Raw genomic sequence first — 15,938 nt, 5'->3', positions numbered from 1 at the left:
CGCAGAACTCCGAAATTTTCCGCTGAAAATGTCTTGATGAAAAGTCGTGTTTCGTCATGCTCATTCCATTTCTTTCGGCACCAATGCCGAGGGCGAGCGGAAATAGGGGGCGCGCGTTAACAAAATATGTTTAGGGCACGTGGTCACGTGTCGATCGCTCTCTCTTGAATGGAGAGCTACAGATTGTGGTACTGAGCGATAGATGGGCTTGCAATAGCTCATTTGTGCGAATAATTGTGAGTTATAGAGAAGGCGGCTATAACTCATGAAATGGAACTGGCAGAACGGCGATTGGCCAAACTTCAGGTATGACACCGCAAGCTTGGCGCCGTTGGAGCAGAAATTCTTGCAATCCGCCGGCGAGGTTATCGGTGCTGTCCGGCATTTCAACGAGGAGGACAGCAACCAACTTCGCATTGAATTGCTGAGCGACGAAGCGGTCAAGACCTCAGAGATTGAGGGGGAATTTCTGGAGCGCGTGAGTGTTCAGTCATCGCTCCGTCGGCAGTTCGGGCTAAGCACTGATGATAGACAGATCCGCCCACAAGAGCGGGGGATCGCCGAGATGATGGCGGATGTCTATCGAAGCTGGCATATGCCGCTGCGTCATGGAGGACTGTTCCACTGGCACTCAATGCTGATGGCGGGAAACCGATACATTGAAACGGTTGGTGCTTACCGGACGCATGAAGACGCCATGCAGATCGTGTCAGGTCGATTGGACAAGCCCACAATCCACTTCGAGGCCCCCCCGTCTCGCGAGGTTGCCGCTGAGATGGAGACCTTCATCGGATGGTTCAATCAATCCGGGCCAGATGGTCAAACGCCGCTTCAAGCTTTGACGCGCGCTGCAGTAGGCCATCTTTATTTTGGAAGCTTACATCCATTTGAGGATGGCAATGGCCGGCTCGGGCGCGCTCTCGCTGAAAAATCCCTGGCGCAGAACATAGGGCAGCCAAGCCTCATTTTACTCGCCTTTACGATCGAGAAGAGCCGGAAGGCCTACTACTCCGAGCTTGAGCGGCACCAACGCACGCTCGATATCACCGATTGGATCATTTTCTTTTCAGAAACGATCCTGGATGCTCAACGGGCAACGCTTGAGCGCATAGAGTTCTTCATTCAAAAAGCAAAGTTCTATGATCGTTTTCGAGACCGGTTGAACGCGCGGCAGGAAAAGGTAGTCGCGCGTATATTCAAGGAAGGCACGGCAGGCTTCAAGGGGGGGATAAGTGCCGAAAACTACATTTCGATCACAGATACATCCCGCGCTACAGCAACACGCGACCTTCAGCAGCTTGTGGAGATCGGCGCACTTACGCGGACGGGCGAACGCCGGCATACCCGGTACACACTTTCATTGCAGAAATAAACTGCTGCTAGTCTGATGAATTCAACCAACGTCATTATCTGGCTGAACGACTGTTCGATTCCGCTCAAGTCGACGTTGCGAGCTAAAGGTGTTCAACGCTGAGATTATTCTCACTTCCGAGGTGCGACTACCGTTCGATCCTCATATACGCCGTCGTTTAAGCGCGCCTATCGGTTGAAAGGTGGAATGTCATAACCTCAGCTAACCGGCCACTCGGCGCAAATGCTCGACCAGCGCTCTGAGTTTCGGCGCCATGTTGCGGCGGCTGGGGTAGTAGAGGAAGAAGCCTGGAAAGCGGGGGCAGAAGTCCTGGAGGATCGGCACCAGTTCGCCGCGTGCGATCGACGTCCGGAAACTGTCCTCCATTCCGAAGCTGATGCCGGCGCCTGCGGAGGCGAGCTTGATCATCAACGCCATGTCCGTCGTCGTGACCGTGTCGGCCACGGCCACAGAGAAAGCGCGACCCTTTTCTTCGAACTCCCAGCGATAAGGCGCGACGTTCGCGGCTCGGCGCCAGCCGATGCAGCGGCGGCTTGCAAGTTCGCTCGGGTGATTGGGCGTCCCGAACCTCTCGAGATAGTCCGGCGACGCCACCGCCAGCTGGCGCTGCTCGCCAGAAACAGCCACGGCGATCATGTCCTGGGCAATCACTTCGCCGAGCCGCACCCCAGCATCAAAACCTTCCGCGACGATGTCGAACTCCTCGTCAGTGACGGTGACATGCAGCGTCACCTCCGGGTTTTCCTCAAGGAACGCGGCGAGCAGCGGCCCGGACAGGAAGCTCTCGGCAATCGATGAAACCGCAAGTGTCAGCTTTCCACGTGCTTGGCCATGAAGGTTGGCGACCGCCTCGAGCGCGCCCCGCATCTCCCGCAGCGCGGGCGCGGCATTAGCGTAGAGCCGTTTGCCGGCCTCCGTCAGCGCCACGCTGCGTGTCGTCCGGCTGACGAGCGCGATGCCGATCGTCTCTTCGAGCCTACGGATCGTCTGGCTGACGGCCGAACGGGTGACGCCCATCCGTTCGGCTGCAGCGCGAAAGCTTTTCTCCTCTGCAACGAGAGCAAAGACGGAGAGTGCATTGATGTCCGGCTGCATTGGTTAGTTCTCCTTACTTCCGCATGAGCACTTAGATGGCTTATCGCGACAATGCCGAATGCGTATTCTTCTGGCTACCGCATCAAGCGGATGCAAGAGGAGAAAGTTATGGACAAGGTTGTTCTTATCACCGGCGCCTCCAGCGGCATTGGCGTCGGCATCGCCCACGAACTGGCCAAGGCTGGTGCTACCGTCGTTCTCGGTGCACGTCGCACCGATCGTCTGGAAGCCGTCGCGCTGGATATCCGTGCGGCCGGCGGAAAGGTCATGACGCGGAAGGTCGATGTGACCGATCGTTCCGACGTCGCGGCATTCGCCGAGGCTGCCCGGCAGGAATTTGGGCGGATCGACGTCATCGTCAACAATGCGGGCGTCATGCCGCTTTCGCCGATGGCCTCGGTGAAGGTTGACGAGTGGAACACGATGATCGACGTCAATATCAAGGGCGTGCTCTACGGTATCGCCGCCGTGCTGCAGGAGATGACCGAGCGCGGCTCGGGCCAGATCATCAACATCGCCTCGATCGGCGCGCTTCAGGTGGTACCGACCGCGGCCGTCTATTGCGCCACGAAATATGCGGTCCGGGCGATCTCCGATGGTCTGCGCCAGGAAAACGACAAGCTGCGCGTCACCTGTATCCATCCCGGCGTCGTGGAAAGCGAGTTGGCCAGCACGATCACCGACCCAACAGCGATTGAAGGCATGAAGGCATACCGCGCGATTGCACTCACACCCGATGCGATCGGTCGCGCGGTTCGCTTTGCTATCGAGCAACCCGAGGATGTCGACATCAACGAAATCGTCGTTCGTCCGACCAGGGCGGCATTCTGACCGGCCACGACGCAACAAGGCAGCAAAAGGAAAATATCATGTTCAAGCAGATTGGATCCGATGTCGCAGCCGCCGCCGCCCTCTCGCTTCTCGGCCTCTTTCCTGAAGCCGCTTTCGCCGAGACGACGGACGAAAGGCGTGATCGCGGGTCTGCGGTCATCCGTAGTCTTAACAACGGGACAACTCAGCCGACGCTCGAGCGCATGCGGACGGAGTTCCCGTTCCTGGCCGATGCGACTGAAGCCTATGCCCTCGGCGACGTCTGGTCACGGCCGGGTCTCGACAATCGGACACGCCAGCTCGCCGCAGTGGCAGCCTTCGCCGCCATCGGCGAGACGGTTTTCATGAGGGTTCATGCCGGCTATGCGCTTAACATCGGCGTGCCGGAGGAAGAGCTCAAAGAGGTCATCTACATGGTAACCGTGCCGGCCGGCTTTCCGAAAGCGATCGCGGCCTCCCAGGCCTTGTCGGATCTCTTCCGCGAGCGGCGAGAAGCAAACGGGGGGCAGCCCGCCGGGGAACGCCCAGCGCCACAACCCGAGGAGAAGCGTCGATGAAAAATCCTCTTCTCTTCATCGCCGCCACCATCATCGTCACTGCCGTGTCTGTCGGCGCGGTGGTCCACACAGTAAAGGCAGAGGACACCATGCCCACCCGACTCAACACAGCAACAAACACTGACGTCAGCACCGAGGCCCAGCCGCAGAAGCATCCCTATCTCGGCATGTGGGTGACAAGTGACGGTCGCATCCGTCAAGAGCTGCTTGCCAGCGGCCGCTACGACGAAGCTCGCGGAGCCCGCCGCAGCGCTTATCAGGGCCGCTATCGTGTGACCGGCACGCAGATCGACTACTGGGACGACACCGGCTTCACCGCCGACGGCACCTTCGTCGACAGCGACACGCTGCACCACGGCGGAATGATCTTCTACAGGGAGAAGAGCTGAAGCGTCGATTGTCTTTGGTCTATTGCTTGCTCAATGCATAAGAGTCGAGGTAACCGCATGCAATGCAACGGAAAGTCACTACCTCATAAACTGCCTTGCCTTTGAGGCTCAAACCAGTAAACAAGCTTTTTTGGGCTTGCCTCCAACCCATGTCTCTGATGACAACATTGGGCCGTCTCCCTTTTCGAGCAAGAACCCTTATTTCATCTCTGAGTTGCATTGACTGCATTGATGGGACATATCCACGACCTTCTAAACATGAGTTGTGATCACGTTTGTCGTTGACCGTCTGTTGTCGCCTTGCACGGACATTGCAGACAGCTTTTCGATCAACCCTTTGGACTACCTCTTTCCAGTGCGGCTGAAGTGAGAAGCTTTTCTTCCTCTGGTCGCTGACCGTTGTCTCGCCACAAAATGGTCCGTTGCCACAATCTTTGCGTGTGAAAGATCTACCGTTGCGGACAAGGATCCACGGGCCCGCTTGGAGGTCCGATAGGACGTAAAGTCTTGCCAAATTTCGGGGCACTCAAGCAGAAGAGCTTGCCGGCATAGTCATGCAGCCTCTTCAAATCTCAGAGGGACCTCTGATGGCGGGGCAACGGGTACAGCGCAAGGCGCGGGTAGCAGGCTACATCGGCCCGCTGCGGCGCATCGTGCGGTTTGGTAGCAAAAGAATCTCGCATAAATAGCCTGCACCATCATCCCTGTGCTGTCGGACGGATGACGATGCTGCCGACGTCGACCTCGGGCGGCTGTTCGATAGCAAACAGAATACCGCGGGCGATAGCGTCCGCCGGCATCGCAATCGCACCTAGATCATCCTGGATATTTTTCCTCATGACCGAGTCCGTAATGCTCTCGCCAAAGTTGGTCGCGGTCATTCCAGGCGAGATTTCGGTGACGCGAAGGTTCGGTCCCGCCTCCTGGCGCAAGGCCTCCGTAGCGGTCCGGACGGCATTCTTTGTCGCCGCATAGACACCCATGGTCGGCACGATCTTCAGCCCGGCCGTCGATATCACGTTGATGACGTGCCCGAAGCCTTGCCGAGCGAAAACCGGTAGCGATGCGGCAATCCCATAAAGCGTTCCTCTCAGGTTCACGTCGATCATCAGATCCCAGTCTTCGACTCGCAGGTCATCGAAGCGTGAAATCGGGCCGACGCCCGCATTGTTGAGGATCGCGTCAAGCTTGCCGCCTTTCTGGACGGCGAGCGAAACCAAGGCTTCCAGGTCGGCTCGCTTGCAAACGTCCGTCGCCTTGAAAGCGACCCTGCCGTTTGAGGCTAAGATCTCATCGGCTACAACCTGCAGCGGCTCCAGTCTTCTCGCGCCAAGCACCACGAATGCGCCATTTTCGGCCAGCAGCTTTGCCGTTGCCCGGCCGATGCCGCTGCTCGCTCCGGTTATGACCACGACTTTATTTTCGATGCTCATGATCGTTCTCCTCTGGACTTTGGTTAGCGGAATCTAGATCAATGCTTCGAGAGCATCTATGCGAAGAGGTCCATTTTTTTGTTGCGATCGTCCACGATGGAGCGGGATCCGCTGTCTGACGTCCTTGATGTACTGGGCGCTCAGGTGGTGAGGCGCACCCGCATGGAGGCAGGTGGACCGTGGGCATTCGCATTCCCGGCCGCAAACCGCCTCAAGTTTGTCGCGGTCCTCGAGGGCGAACAGTGGATCCTCACGGAGAACGAGCCACGCTGCCTTATGAAGAAAGGTGATGTCTGCCTATTGGGTCGAACGTCATACGTTGTTGCGAGCGATCCTGAACTGGAACCGCAAAATGGAACGTTTCTTTTTCCGGAAAGGGGTTCAGACTTTGCTAGAGTGGGATCCGGAGACGGGGTCGTTGCGATTGGCGGTTCGATAGTTTTCCCTGACGAGAATGGCGATTTCCTTCTCGACATGCTCCCTGGGTTCTTGCTCGTAGGGCGGGAGGCCAGCGGGGCGGGGGCTATCGCAGCTGTTCTCGACATGATTAGCAAAGAAATCCTGCGAGGTGCCATGGGCGCCGGCATCGTCGCCGCCCGCCTCGCAGACGTCCTTGTGGTGGAAGCGTTGCGGACGCTGTCGCATGACGGTGATCGAGGTCTGACGGGGTGGCTCGGAGCCATCTCCGATCCACGTCTCGGACGCGCGTTACGCGCCGTCCACCGCGAAGTCGCATCACCGTGGACAGTTGCTGCGCTAGCAGAGGTAGCCGGAATGTCGCGAGCAGCGTTTTCTGCGCAGTTCAGCCGACAGGTCGGGAGACCGCCTCTCGCCTATCTTCGCTACTGGCGGCTCACTCTCGCGAGAGCCCTATTGCGCAAAGACTCGAACTCCGTCGACGAGATTGCCAGACGCGTCGGCTATACATCGCAGAGCGCCTTCTCGAACGCTTATCGGCAAGCCTTCAAAATGACGCCGCGATCACGCATGCGTGTCGCCTGATTGGACCTCCCGGACGACGCTGCCGAATGCTTCCTGAAGAAGCTCGGCCATTGGCCGCGCGCCTTTCTCCAGGTTGAAGATGTCTCCAGCAATGCGCATCGCTCCAACGGAGAGCATGGCGACGACACGTAATGCCGTTGATCGCTCGGGCTCGGGCCACCGCTCTTTGAGTGCTTCGTAGATCTCACCTTCCTGCTGGACGTATGACGCCTGTTTGCGTGCTTGAATGCTTGGACTTGTTCGCATCAACCGATCCATCTCGATCATGTCATTCGTCGGGATTGCATTACAGACGCTTACCACCGCGTCCCGTACCGCGCCGATCGGCGTCGAGGTTGCGGGAGCCTTTCGCACGGCATCGGCCAGCATTTCGCCAATTCCACTTTGCAGCGACAGCAAAATCTCGTCCTTCGACGTGAAATAGTAGAAGAAGGTTCTGCGTGAAATTCCCGCGGCCGCAGCGATTTCATCGAGCGTCGTGTGGTCGAATCCTTTCTGGAGGAAAAGAGCGATCCCTTGTTCGGTAATGCGTTTTTTTGTCTCGCGCTTCTTTCGTTCCCGCAGGCCGCCGCCTGCTTCAATGTCATGCTCGGATTTCTCCACCACAGCCTCTTGTATAATTACACTCAGTGCGATATTTATTTTACACCAAGTGCAAAAATGATGAAAGAGGCGTGAGATGACAAAGTGGAACGAGACCGACATATCCGATCAGCGCGGACGGTCCGCCGTGGTGACAGGAACGGGAGGACTAGGGCTCGAAACCGCGCTGTTGCTTGCCCGCGCAGGATGCAACGTGACCATAGCCGGTCGCAATCCTCAAAAAGGTGCCGACGCCGTATCGCGCGTTCAACGCGCCGTTCCCCATGCCGCTATGCGGTTTGAGAAACTTGATCTTGCGGATCTCTCTTCGGTCTTCTCGTTCGCACAGCGGATGAACAGCGACAGGGAGAGTCTAGATGTTCTGGTGAACAATGCCGGCATCATGGTGCCGCCGGAGCGGCAGGAAACGCAGGACGGCTTCGAGTTGCAGTTCGGTACAAACTACCTCTGCCATTTCGCATTGACCGCTCAATTGATGCCACTGCTGTCAAAGGGCACGAACGCCCGTGTCGTCACCGTGTCCAGCGTCGCAGCTCGCGCTGGGAAGATAAATTTCGACGATATTAACTCTAAGACGCACTATCGTCCAATGGAGGCCTACAGCCAGTCGAAGCTTGCATGCTTGATGTTTCCGCTCGAGCTTCAAGATCGAAGCCGAGCTGCAGGGTGGGGTGTCTCAAGCATAGCGGCGCACCCGGGAATCTCTCGAACCGATCTGCTGCACAACGCGCCCGGTCGAAATAGCGTGCACGGTTTGGCGCGAACCTTCCTCTGGTTTCTGTTTCAGCCCGTCGCACAAGGTGCCTTGCCGCAGCTATTCGCCGCCACATCGAAGGATGCGAAGTCTGGCGGTTATTATGGCCCCGATCGCCTTGGCGAGACACGCGGACATCCGCAACCGGCACGCATCCCGCCACAGGCTCTCGATCGTGTCGCCTGTAAGCGACTTTGGGAGGTCTCCGAACGTATGACCGAACTTCCGATAGGTCCGACTTGGGATCTCTAGTAAGCTGGTCGAACAGACTGCCAGAACGGCGCTTGAACGCCGGGATCAGGTCCGTCGGGGAAGCCGGCCAGGATGAGGCTTCGAATGAAGGAAATGCGGTGGCCTCGGTACCCCTCTATTCCGTGATTTTTGTCTAGCTGTATATGTGGGGGTGGCGTAAGAAGGATCATGCCGCACCAAGACGAAGAAATCCATCCAGAAGCAGCCGTAGCACCGGGATACTTAGCAAACCATGCTGCCAAAGTTTTCAACAGGCTGGTGGACAACGCTCTTCGCCCGCATGGTTTGTCAATGGCTCTGATCGGCCCCGTTCTCTTACTATCTTGGAAAGGGCCGATGCTCCAGCGCGACATCGTGCGCTCATCTGCGATCAAGCAGCCCGCAATGGTTGCTCTCCTCGATAAGCTTGATGCGATGGAGTTGATTTTCCGGACGCCTTCAGAAAGCGACCGTCGCGCCGCTATGGTTCACCTGACGGTGAAGGGCAGCGAAGCCGCTGCGATCGGGCGCAGCGCTTTGATTGAGACCAACCGGCAAGGTCTGGAAGGTTTCTCGGAGGATGAAGCGAATTTGATGATCACCTTGTTTCAGCGGCTCATCGCAAATTTCGAAAAATAAAAACGGAACAAATATATCAGAATTGATGTTCTTTTGCGAATAGGAGATCATTTTTATGTCCGTACGCGTTCTTATCACAGGTGCCAGTATCGCAGGCAATACGACCGCCTGGTGGCTTGCCCATCACGGCTTCGATGTCACTGTTGTCGAAAAGGCTCCGGAGTTTCGAGATGGAGGGCAGAATGTCGACATTCGCGGCGTGGGCCGTGAAGTCCTTCGGAGGATGAATCTCGAGCAGACAGCGCTCGAACACGGAACCGGGGAGGTCGGTACGGCCTGGGTCGATGAGGACGGTGAAACCGTCGCCGAGTTTATCACTGATGATCTGGGTCAGGATGGACCAACCGCTGAAATGGAAATCCTTCGGGGCGACCTAGCGCGACTGGTTTACGAAGCTGCTCGCGAAAAAGCGACGTTTCGTTTTGATGACTCAGTCGAGGGCGTAGATGAGATAGACAACGCGGTCCGAGTCACTTTTTCAACCGGACCAATGGAAGATTACGATGTTGTAATCGTCGCCGAGGGTGTTGGATCATCCACTCGTGAGTTGATTTTTCCAAACGAGAACGATCCGCGCTGGATGGATTTGACGATTGCATATTTCACTATTTCTAAAGATGCCGATGATGATCAGCGTTGGCGTTGGTATAATGCAACGGATGGACGAAGTATCTCTTTACGCCCCGATATGGTTGGTACTACCCGCGCCATGCTTTCCGTGCAGCAGCCACCTGGCGGCGAACATGAATGGAGCTTGGAAGAACAGAAGAGATATCTGAGGGAACGCTTCCACGATGCCGGATGGCAGGCTGATCGCGTGCTCGAAGGATTGCAACGGACAGAAGACTTCTATTTCGATGTGCTTCGTCAGGTCAGAATGCCGAGGTGGTCGAAGGGCCGCGTCGTTCTGACGGGAGACGCTGCGTGGTGTGCGACACCAATTGCAGGTATCGGTGCAACGCTAGCTGTCACCGGCGCTTATGTTCTGGCAAGTGAACTTCACAGGCATTCTGACATTCAAAGCGCTCTTGAAGCGTATGAAAATGCCATGCGGCCAATGGTCGAAAAAGGGCAGGGCGTGCCAAAAATTGCGCCTCGACTGATGAATCCGCACAGCAAGCTCGGCATCACCTTGCTTCATGGCGCTCTCAATCTGGTGAGCAAGCCCGGTATCAACAAGATTGCTTCAAAGCTTCTTGCGGGCGAACAGGAAGCTCCTGATCTTTCAATTTACGATAATGAGCACTGTTGAGGACCGGATTTACTGGCTGCGACTCAAAACAGAAGGCGTAGCGATTCGTATGTAGGATTGGAACAAGCGTCGTTTCCAAACTGCTAGGAAACGTTACGCCGGTTCGCTCCCCATTAAGAGCGTTTTGATCATCTTATTGAGCGCTAAGTTTAGCCTGCCGGAGCAAATGATGTCTTCAACAGTGGGATCCCGTAATGCGTTTCGATATTGGTCGCCAGGTCGATTCCTATCAAGAGCGACAGGTTTGTCGTCTTTTCGTTTTTCAACACAGGATTGCTTTTAGGACTGTTGGTCCAAGTTGACCGCCCACCATAACGGTATAATCTCGATGTCCGGGCAAGCAAGAGAGGGTATGATGTAGAAATGTCGGACGTTGTGACCGCCCATGTCCCAGCTATAGGGCTGATGTGTTCAACGGTATCTGGGTCGTCGAGGTTCAGCCAGTTGGTTCTCGCGGTCAGTGAGACCTCGCGGTGAGATGAAATATTAAGGCCGGAACTGGTTGGACGCCGAGAGTTCATCAAATAGCGGAACTCCGTCAGGGCAACAAAATCAAAAGCTGCGTCGCCAAGTCCCGGGAGTTGTTCCAACGAGAGCAGAAAACACGCGTGTGAAATGGCTCTGATCTGCGAACCCACAAGCCACAGCGATTTCGGCGAGAGGCGCGCTGGACGTTCTGATCAACTGTCGAGCGCGATCAATGCGTTGGTCAAGGAGCCATTGATAGGGCGTCATCCCGGTGGATTCACGGAAAGCACGGATGAAATAACCCCGTGACAGGTTGCAGGCTTCCGCCACATCAGCAATTGAGACATCACCTTCAAGATGCTCAAGCAAAATGGATTTCGCCATTTGTTCGTGTGCGCGTGAGAGCAGCGGTGTTCGTGTAACAGACGGTACTGGTCGCCCACCGTAACGCTGAACCAGATAGGTGCCGATAGCCGTCGTCATCTGATCGACGAACAAAACACTTGCCTCTTCCGGACGCTGAAGCGCGGGGAGCAGGGCGCGGGCGAGGTTGGCAAGGACGATGTCTCTGGACGCGGTCTCCGTCGTCAACAGGCTTACGCCGCTCACATCCGCATCTTCGGCTATCTTCGCGAGCGAGGATGGCGAAATCTGAAACAGCATGAAATCGAAAGGCGTGCTGAGATCGGCTTTGTAATTGTCGGAGAGGTCGCGGATGTAGATCGCGTTCTCGGAAAAATCATGGCTGGTCGCATGATTTCCGTGAAAGATCCTCCGCTCGTGACCGGCGAGTAACGACACCCCGACGACGAACCCCTGATCACTGGCCGATGTCTTCACCTGATCAAGCGCAGTGGACTTTGTCGCCTTTCGAAAAATTTCTATGTTCGAGGATGACAGGCTTTGGTTGATCGACAGTTGCGTCAATGTACAGCCGAACCTGTCGGAGGTTTTGCCGTGGATGGGGAGGCCTCTATCGTCTGAACTGGCACTCATGAAACCCACCTTCCTTTTTATTACAGCAACGGTGTTCGTTGACGGGTCAAATGGGTTCCCGCATTGCAATCCGTTCACGGACTGTAACCACTCTACAAGAATGCTTTTATACAAGATAGCGTGACAAATTATGTGTAGGAAACTGCCTTAGATGATCCGCAATCAGGCCTGCAACGTAGTTTATGCAAGAACGATACGAATGTGAGTGAATGGTTGGCAGTCAGTGAAAAAATTGCAGCGAGCTTTGGTGCAAAAGCAGCAAGAGCATTGGTCATCAGGCCATTACGGGATGCCCACCTCACCGTCGTTCATCTTCAGCAATGTTATGAGCATGGCAACAGCCGCGTCATTCTAGAGCCTGATAACGCATTCCTCGTCATGCTCTATCTGGAGGACGCCGAGCATTCCGATATTGGGTTGGACGAGCGGTTGGAGCCGATCAAGATCTATCCCAAGGCCTCCATCTGTCTGGTGAGCCTGAAACAGGGTGCGGCGATTTCCATCAATGGTCAGCTGGATGTCCTCGCATTCCACGTGCCCATTGCGCATCTTGCCGAACTCACCGAGGAGGCAGGTGAGCCACGGATCGATGATTTCCTGATCTGTCGCGGTTTGCATGACCAGGTGATCCGCAATATGGGCGCAGCCCTTATGCCCATGTTCGACATGCCGGATGAGGTGAGGGATACGCTCGTTCCCCACATCGGTCTCGCCTTCATTGCGCATCTTGCCCACAAATATGGCCGGTCTCCCGCCCAACATCTTTCGGCGTCCGGGCAGTTCACCTCCATGCAAGAAAAGCGGATCAAGACCTATATCAACACCAATCTTTCCCGCGATATCGGTCTTGAGGATATTTCCGTGGCCAGCGGGTTTTCGGTGGAAGAGCTGTCCTCCGGCTTTGAAGAGACCACAGGACAGTCCATTAGCGAGTGGCTGTTGGCAAGCCGGATTGCCAGGGCAAAGGCCTACCTCACCAAGACCGGCGAGAGTATCGATCAGGTTGCAGAGGCCTGTGGCTTTAGCGACCAAGCGACCTTCATTGAAAATTTCACGCATTCCGTAGGTGTCACACCGGACGAATGGCGCTCGCGCAATCGTCACTAGGCTGCTAATGCCGACGACACCTGGCCGTCGGCATCGTGTTGGGTTGGATCAAGCCTTGATGAAGGCGAGCAGATCGGCGTTCAGCACGTCGGCATTCACGGTCAGCATGCCGTGCGAGAAGCCGGGGTAAGTCTTGATGGTGCCGTTCTTCAGCAGTTTGATGGCTTTGTGAGCCGCATCCGCGATAGGTACGATCTGGTCGTCTTCGCCGTGGAGAACCAGCGTTGGCACGGTGATGGCTTTCAGGTCTTCCGTCTGATCGGTTTCCGAGAACGCCTTGATGCCATCATAATGCGCCTTCGCGCTGCCCATCATGCCCTGACGCCACCAATTCTGTATCACGCCTTCGTGGACAGTCGCGCCTTCCCGGTTGAAGCCGTAGAATGGGCCGGCAGGAACATCGCGGAAGAACTGAGCGCGGTTGGCAGCAGTGGCTGACCGAAAGCCGTCGAAGACTTCCATGGGCAGGCCTTCTGGGTTGGCTTCTGTTTTCAGCATCACTGGTGGAACGGCGGACACGAGGACGGCCTTTGCAACGCGACCGGCAGGCTGGCCGTGCTTTGCTACATAGCGTGCAACTTCGCCGCCGCCTGTCGAGTGGCCGATGTGAACAGCGTTCTTCAGGTCCAGTGCTTCAACGACGGCAAAAGCGTCGGACGCATAGTGATCCATGTCGTGACCCTCGGAAACTTGGGCAGAGCGACCATGACCGCGACGGTCGTGGGCAACCACGCGGTAGCCGTTTGCGAGGAAGAACAGCATCTGCGCGTCCCAGTCATCAGAAGACAAGGGCCAGCCGTGATGGAACACGATTGGCTGTGCGTCCTTCGGACCCCAGTCCTTGTAGAAGATGTCGGTGCCGTCTGTGGTTTTAACGAAGCTCATTGTCGTGTCTCCTGTGGTTGGATTTGGGTGAGTGCCAGCCGGTGCAGCATGGACCGGGCGCGTCGGAAGTAGCGCTCCCGCAGTCATGGCAGCGCCGACAAGAAGTGCATCACGGCGACTCAGAGAAAAATTGTGGTTTGCCATGATGGCTCCCTGTTGGTTCGAAGTGTTTTCGTGTGCAGTGCCATTGTCTATTTGGAGAGAATGCGCCGAAAACGAACGGCTAACAATTGCAACAAAAATCTCGAATATGTTTCGATAATTGCAATAATGCCGTCATGTTGCTTTGCCCGGCTTGTTGATTGTCAGAAGGTGCCGAACCACGGGCTGAGCCGGACCGGTATGGAATGCGATGACCTTGCTCTGAACATCCGCGTCCGCCTTGGACACGCGCTTGTGCTGGCGCAAATGCTCGGCCCAGGATTCCACCATGAACCATTCGGTGATTTTCTCGGGGTCGGCGGAGTCCTCGGTAACACCCCAACCATAGGCACCATCGCGGCGTCGTTCCGATGACATCTCATCAAGCGCATGCAGGAACTTGGTGCGGTTGTGTCTCTCGACGTGGTAGTCGATCAAGATCAGAACGGGACCGCGATCATGCGCGACAGGCTCGGCCACCAGTGGTTCCGGCCAATGATTGGACGATACGAGATCCGCTTCACCCATGGGAAGCCTGACGCGGTGCATGATAAAGCCTGCCACCAGCAATCCGGCAGCCCCGATCAGCAGTGTTGCTGGAACGCCAACCGCTTCACCCACGGCACCCCATCCAAGGCTGCCCGCCGTCATCGCACCATTGAAGACCGTCAGATAAACCGCAAGTCCACGACCTCTAACCCAGTTGGGCAGGACGGCCTGCGCTGCACCGTTCAAAGTCGTCAGCGCCGTTATCCAAGATGCGCCGAGAAACAGGAGGATGACGATGGCCAGCCATTGCGGCGGGGCTAGTGAGAGAATGCCCATGACGAGGGCTGTCACGATGGCAGAGCCGAGAAGCAGGCCATTTGGGTCAAAACGCTCGCGCAGTTTTGGCATCACCAGCGCGCCGCCAATGGCACCCGCACCGACGGAGCCCAACAGAAGGCCGTAAAAGCTGGCATCACCGCCGAGAAGCTGGCGGGCGACGAGGGGCAGCAGTGCCCAGACTGCACTGGCAAAGGCGAAGAAAATAGCGGCTCGCAACAGCACGACATGGAGCGGTTTGCTTGCGCGGGTATATCTCAAGCCTGCACGGAACGCGCCCAAGAAACCTTCGGACAAAGCGTCATCCGCATTTTTAGCACGTGGCCACCAGAGGAGCGCCGCGATGACGAGGATATAGCTGGCAACGTCGGCACCATAGGTGACGGCTGCACCGAAGGCCGCCAGCAGAAGGCCCCCAGCCGCAGGGCCTATCGACCGGGCAATGTTAATGCCGAGCGAGTTGAGCGCAACCGCGCCTTTCACATCTTCGCGCGGCACCAGTTCAGGGACGATGGCCTGCCATGTCGGCCCCATCAGTGCCGCTCCGATGCCGCCCAGAAACGTCAGGCCGATCAATGCGCTGACCGATAGCATGCCGAAATAGGACAGCGTCATCAGCGATATGCTGACGCTGGCAAGCAGAAGCTGGATGGCGATCAGGAATTTGCGGCGGTCGAGAATGTCCGAGAGCACGCCCGCCGGGATCGCCAGAAGGAAGATTGGCAATGTACCTGCGGCTTGCACAAGGGCAACGGCTGCCGGTGCGGCGGAAAGATCGGTCATCAGCCAGGAACTGGCGACATCGCGCATAAAGCTGCCGGTGTTGCCCAGAACCGTTGCGGCCCAAAGGACCGCAAAGACAGGCTGGCGAAGCGGGGCAAAGCTTCCGCCCGTGGATGTGCGGGCGGTCATCACTTCGCTCCCTTGGTGAGGTCGTACGCAGAAACGAAGACGAACGCACCGGCAAGGCCGAGATGTTCGAAGAAAGCGTTGGTTGCCATCATGCGGTCCATGCCGGGAGCCATTTCCCAGAACCGGAGCGCGATGAGCGTTGCGATAACAGTGAAGCCCGCCAGGGCCATCGCACCCGCCCAGCGAAGAAACCCTGAGACCACCATGGCAGAGGCCGACAACTCAAATATAATGACGATAACCGCAATGACGGCCGCTGGATGTAGACCGAAATGGTCCATCTCAGCCATGGCACCATTGAAATCGACAATCTTTGTCAAAGGTCCCTGGATATAAGCCGCGCAGAGCGCAAGCAGCGAGACTTTCCGGACCGCTGGAGTTGCGACGATGCCCGCCAGACCTGTTTTCAGTTTAGTGGTGGTCGATGAATGGTAGGTCATGGCTGC

The 15,938-nt window shown here is 56.7% G+C and carries 16 protein-coding genes; 9 read left to right on the top strand and 7 right to left on the bottom strand.

Translation table 11 applies throughout. From position 1 onward, the window contains the following. Positions 1–265 precede the first annotated feature (265 nt). Complete coding sequence (locus tag QRN85_RS21685) at positions 266–1,372, top strand: Fic family protein (protein WP_113094190.1); 1,107 nt, start codon at positions 266–268, stop codon at positions 1,370–1,372. Between the two features lie 201 nt (positions 1,373–1,573). Here the strand turns inward: QRN85_RS21685 and QRN85_RS21680 are convergent, their stop codons facing one another. Continuing rightward, on the bottom strand, positions 1,574–2,467 hold the full coding sequence (locus QRN85_RS21680; protein WP_284760052.1) for a LysR family transcriptional regulator: 894 nt from the start codon (positions 2,465–2,467) through the stop codon (positions 1,574–1,576). 108 nt (positions 2,468–2,575) lie between these two features. Between QRN85_RS21680 and QRN85_RS21675 the strand changes: the two genes are divergently transcribed. The 3 genes from QRN85_RS21675 (at position 2,576) to QRN85_RS21665 (ending at position 4,244) form a co-directional block, all read left to right on the top strand. Then, the gene (locus QRN85_RS21675; protein WP_062589050.1) at positions 2,576–3,298 is read left to right on the top strand and encodes an SDR family oxidoreductase; all 723 of its coding nucleotides are present in this window, start codon (positions 2,576–2,578) and stop codon (positions 3,296–3,298) included. Between the two features lie 38 nt (positions 3,299–3,336). Continuing rightward, positions 3,337–3,855 (top strand): carboxymuconolactone decarboxylase family protein, encoded by a 519-nt coding sequence (locus QRN85_RS21670; RefSeq protein ID WP_113094193.1) that lies wholly within the window; start codon positions 3,337–3,339, stop codon positions 3,853–3,855. 89 nt (positions 3,856–3,944) lie between these two features. Continuing rightward, on the top strand, positions 3,945–4,244 hold the full coding sequence (locus tag QRN85_RS21665) for an Atu4866 domain-containing protein (RefSeq protein WP_112964255.1): 300 nt from the start codon (positions 3,945–3,947) through the stop codon (positions 4,242–4,244). Between the two features lie 698 nt (positions 4,245–4,942). Here QRN85_RS21665 and QRN85_RS21660 read toward each other — a convergent pair. Further along, positions 4,943–5,677, bottom strand: coding sequence for an SDR family oxidoreductase (locus QRN85_RS21660; protein ID WP_284760051.1), 735 nt, complete (start codon positions 5,675–5,677; stop codon positions 4,943–4,945). Between the two features lie 96 nt (positions 5,678–5,773). Here QRN85_RS21660 and QRN85_RS21655 point away from each other — a divergent pair, with 96 nt between their 5' ends. Continuing rightward, the gene (locus QRN85_RS21655; RefSeq protein WP_284760081.1) at positions 5,774–6,679 is read left to right on the top strand and encodes an AraC family transcriptional regulator; all 906 of its coding nucleotides are present in this window, start codon (positions 5,774–5,776) and stop codon (positions 6,677–6,679) included. On the opposite strand, the gene QRN85_RS21650 is transcribed toward QRN85_RS21655, so the two are convergent. Continuing rightward, positions 6,659–7,282, bottom strand: coding sequence for a TetR family transcriptional regulator (locus QRN85_RS21650; RefSeq protein WP_112964256.1), 624 nt, complete (start codon positions 7,280–7,282; stop codon positions 6,659–6,661). The two genes, QRN85_RS21655 and QRN85_RS21650, sit on opposite strands and share 21 nt — an antisense overlap. Positions 7,283–7,358: 76 nt before the next feature. Here QRN85_RS21650 and QRN85_RS21645 point away from each other — a divergent pair, with 76 nt between their 5' ends. The 3 genes from QRN85_RS21645 to QRN85_RS21635 all read left to right on the top strand — a co-directional run bounded on the left by QRN85_RS21645 (position 7,359) and on the right by QRN85_RS21635 (position 10,158). Next, a complete protein-coding gene (locus tag QRN85_RS21645) occupies positions 7,359–8,288 on the top strand; it encodes an SDR family oxidoreductase (RefSeq protein WP_284760050.1) in 930 nt (309 codons plus the stop codon). 168 nt (positions 8,289–8,456) lie between these two features. Beyond that, positions 8,457–8,906 (top strand): MarR family winged helix-turn-helix transcriptional regulator, encoded by a 450-nt coding sequence (locus QRN85_RS21640; RefSeq protein WP_062589036.1) that lies wholly within the window; start codon positions 8,457–8,459, stop codon positions 8,904–8,906. A 55-nt stretch (positions 8,907–8,961) separates the two neighbouring features. Next, positions 8,962–10,158 (top strand): FAD-dependent monooxygenase, encoded by a 1,197-nt coding sequence (locus QRN85_RS21635; protein WP_284760049.1) that lies wholly within the window; start codon positions 8,962–8,964, stop codon positions 10,156–10,158. A gap of 552 nt (positions 10,159–10,710) precedes the next feature. Here the strand turns inward: QRN85_RS21635 and QRN85_RS21630 are convergent. Then, positions 10,711–11,544, bottom strand: a complete 834-nt coding sequence (locus QRN85_RS21630) for a helix-turn-helix domain-containing protein (protein WP_062589108.1) — start codon at positions 11,542–11,544, stop codon at positions 10,711–10,713. Positions 11,545–11,835: 291 nt separating this feature from the next. Here QRN85_RS21630 and QRN85_RS21625 point away from each other — a divergent pair, with 291 nt between their 5' ends. Continuing rightward, complete coding sequence (locus tag QRN85_RS21625) at positions 11,836–12,729, top strand: helix-turn-helix transcriptional regulator (protein ID WP_113170280.1); 894 nt, start codon at positions 11,836–11,838, stop codon at positions 12,727–12,729. Between the two features lie 48 nt (positions 12,730–12,777). Here QRN85_RS21625 and QRN85_RS21620 read toward each other — a convergent pair whose 3' ends face one another. The 3 genes from QRN85_RS21620 to QRN85_RS21610 all read right to left on the bottom strand — a co-directional run bounded on the left by QRN85_RS21620 (position 12,778) and on the right by QRN85_RS21610 (position 15,932). Beyond that, the gene (locus QRN85_RS21620; RefSeq protein WP_284760048.1) at positions 12,778–13,614 is read right to left on the bottom strand and encodes an alpha/beta fold hydrolase; all 837 of its coding nucleotides are present in this window, start codon (positions 13,612–13,614) and stop codon (positions 12,778–12,780) included. A gap of 276 nt (positions 13,615–13,890) precedes the next feature. Continuing rightward, the gene (locus tag QRN85_RS21615) at positions 13,891–15,492 is read right to left on the bottom strand and encodes an MFS transporter (protein ID WP_062589028.1); all 1,602 of its coding nucleotides are present in this window, start codon (positions 15,490–15,492) and stop codon (positions 13,891–13,893) included. Then, the gene (locus QRN85_RS21610) at positions 15,492–15,932 is read right to left on the bottom strand and encodes a DoxX family protein (protein ID WP_284760047.1); all 441 of its coding nucleotides are present in this window, start codon (positions 15,930–15,932) and stop codon (positions 15,492–15,494) included. The genes QRN85_RS21615 and QRN85_RS21610 overlap by 1 nt, the downstream gene beginning before the upstream one ends. Between the last annotated feature and the right edge of the window lie 6 nt (positions 15,933–15,938).

It is taken from the genome of Agrobacterium sp. fls2-241-TYG-188a (assembly GCF_030209845.1).
Note: the sequence above shows the minus strand (reverse complement) of the source record. Positions and strands in the feature narration are given on the sequence as shown.

Bases quoted from the DNA above. Each gene is read 5' to 3' on its own strand.
- QRN85_RS21685 (WP_113094190.1), top strand. From the start codon at position 266: ATGAAATGGAACTGGCAGAACGGCGATTGGCCAAACTTCAGGTATGAC.
- QRN85_RS21680 (WP_284760052.1), bottom strand. From the start codon at position 2,467: ATGCAGCCGGACATCAATGCACTCTCCGTCTTTGCTCTCGTTGCAGAG.
- QRN85_RS21675 (WP_062589050.1), top strand. From the start codon at position 2,576: ATGGACAAGGTTGTTCTTATCACCGGCGCCTCCAGCGGCATTGGCGTC.
- QRN85_RS21670 (WP_113094193.1), top strand. From the start codon at position 3,337: ATGTTCAAGCAGATTGGATCCGATGTCGCAGCCGCCGCCGCCCTCTCG.
- QRN85_RS21665 (WP_112964255.1), top strand. From the start codon at position 3,945: ATGCCCACCCGACTCAACACAGCAACAAACACTGACGTCAGCACCGAG.
- QRN85_RS21660 (WP_284760051.1), bottom strand. From the start codon at position 5,677: ATGAGCATCGAAAATAAAGTCGTGGTCATAACCGGAGCGAGCAGCGGC.
- QRN85_RS21655 (WP_284760081.1), top strand. From the start codon at position 5,774: ATGGAGCGGGATCCGCTGTCTGACGTCCTTGATGTACTGGGCGCTCAG.
- QRN85_RS21645 (WP_284760050.1), top strand. From the start codon at position 7,359: ATGACAAAGTGGAACGAGACCGACATATCCGATCAGCGCGGACGGTCC.
- QRN85_RS21640 (WP_062589036.1), top strand. From the start codon at position 8,457: ATGCCGCACCAAGACGAAGAAATCCATCCAGAAGCAGCCGTAGCACCG.
- QRN85_RS21635 (WP_284760049.1), top strand. From the start codon at position 8,962: ATGTCCGTACGCGTTCTTATCACAGGTGCCAGTATCGCAGGCAATACG.
- QRN85_RS21620 (WP_284760048.1), bottom strand. From the start codon at position 13,614: ATGAGCTTCGTTAAAACCACAGACGGCACCGACATCTTCTACAAGGAC.
- QRN85_RS21615 (WP_062589028.1), bottom strand. From the start codon at position 15,492: ATGACCGCCCGCACATCCACGGGCGGAAGCTTTGCCCCGCTTCGCCAG.
- QRN85_RS21610 (WP_284760047.1), bottom strand. From the start codon at position 15,932: ATGACCTACCATTCATCGACCACCACTAAACTGAAAACAGGTCTGGCG.